Raw genomic sequence first — 1,941 nt, 5'->3', positions numbered from 1 at the left:
CGAGCAGCTCGCGAACAAGGCCATCACCTACCTGAACGCAACGACGAACCTGAACGGCGTATACGCGATCGAGGACCTGCCGGAAAACGGCGGCCCCTGGTTTGTGTATGTGCAACCCGCGGCCGATGACGTTGACCGCCTGCCCGGCGGCAGCGCCTCGCGCGCGTCGGTGACGCGCGACGAGATCGTCGGCGGCCATCTGTCCTCCACGATCTCGATGTCCACCGGCGAAGATGCCTTCTACGTCGGTACCTCCGTGTGCCTGTCCTGCCACGGCCTGCCGCGTTTCAAAAAGACGCTGCATCGCCGCGGCATCCACGCGCCGTATGCCGATCCCGACGCCCCGGAAGGCGGTCCGTTGCAGGATCACGACCTGGCGCGCCATCCGAAATTCAACGACGGCCTCGCCGCGTGGGCGGACGGCGTGACGCTCTATTATTCCGCGTACGACGCCACGCGCGGCACCGACAAATACGAGACGACCTTCGCGAATCCGGTGATCGGCGTGAGCTTCTTTCTCGACCTCTATCAGGACGTGGACGATAGCTACAAGGTCGCGATGACCAACGTGAAAAATCCCGCCGATCCGAACAATCCGACAATCTGGACGGTCGAACTCGTGTACGGCGGCGGCATGGAACGCCAGCAGTATCTCATGCGCAAGGACAATCCGGACGGCTCCGCGAGCTTCTATCCGCTGCCGTTCCAGTTCCAGCCGGACGGCAAGGAGACGCACGCCGACCGGACGCGCAAGACCTACCGCGACTGGCACGGCGACTGGTACTACGACGAGGCGAACATGCTCATCACCGAGCCGGTTTACGCCAACTCGTTCGACGCGAATTGCGCGTCGTGCCACTACAACGGCTTCGAGCTGGACGGCAGCAACGCCGACGGGTGGAGCGCGCGCGCCGTCACCGACGAAAACGGCGCGTACGACCTCACCGGCGACGGCATCCCTGAGGAAATCAACATCGGCTGCGAAAGCTGCCACGGCCCCGGCTCCAACCACTGGGCGCGCGCCGGGCAGGGCTGGTATATCGTCACGCCGCAGAATCTCGCCGCGGAGCGCGAGTCGACGATCTGCGGAAGCTGCCACGCCGCTCCGCGCGGCAAGGGCTTGCAGAACGAATCGCCGATCAACCTCGACTACGAGATGCCGATCCCCGGCCTTTCACGCGAGGAATGGTTGAGCGAATTCGTGAACATCCCCGGACCGGCCGGCAACTACTGGGCCAGTACCGACAAACATTCGAAGATGTTCCACGAGCAGTACACGGACCACATGCGTTCGGGGCACTACCGCAACGAGTTCCTGCTTTTGTCCTGCTCAGACTGCCACGAGACGCACGGCGCCTCGACCGAGATGCACGAGCTTCGCAAGCCGGTGACGGATAACGAACTGTGCATCGCGTGCCACACGGAATACGCGACGGACGATGCCCTCGCAACGCACACCGCCGTCCGCGTCGGCACGGACCACGTCGCCAATAACGCGAATCCGCGTTGTGTCGACTGTCACATGCCGCAAACCGGCATGGCGGGCGCCGGGAAGCCGGGGCTTGGCGATTACTGGGAAAACGACCGCGCCTCGCACATGATGCGCGTGCCGGACAAGGACGAAATCGCGGACGTGCCGCCGCAGTTGGCGATGCCCGTGCCGTACACGAAAAACTGCAATATCTGCCACACCGTTCCGGTGGTGTCGCCTTAATAAACGGAAAGTGAATCGCGCCCGGAAAATGGGGCAGGGGCGCGGAGCACGATCGAGGCGCGGCGGCTTCAAAACCGCCGCGCTTCTATTGTGCGCCCAGCATGGGCGCTGTCTTGTAGGTGTAAGTCCGACCGAGAGGAGGCCATCCCGATCGAAGCGAAGCGCAACTGCGGAAGGGCGACCGACCGTGGGGAGGAAGCGTGGAGCGAACCCGCGGGCCGACGTAC

Annotated in this window: 1 protein-coding gene; it reads left to right on the top strand. The window is 63.9% G+C overall.

Going from position 1 to position 1,941, the window contains the following annotated elements; genetic code table 11:
* A partial coding sequence (locus K8I61_09570) for a hypothetical protein (protein MBZ0272276.1) occupies window positions 1–1,714 on the top strand: 1,714 nt, incomplete at its 5' end.
* Window positions 1,715–1,941 lie beyond the last annotated feature (227 nt).

Source organism: bacterium (assembly GCA_019912885.1).
Lineage (GTDB): Bacteria > Lernaellota > Lernaellaia > JACKCT01 > JACKCT01 > JAIOHV01.
This window is presented reverse-complemented; position numbering and strand designations above follow the sequence as displayed.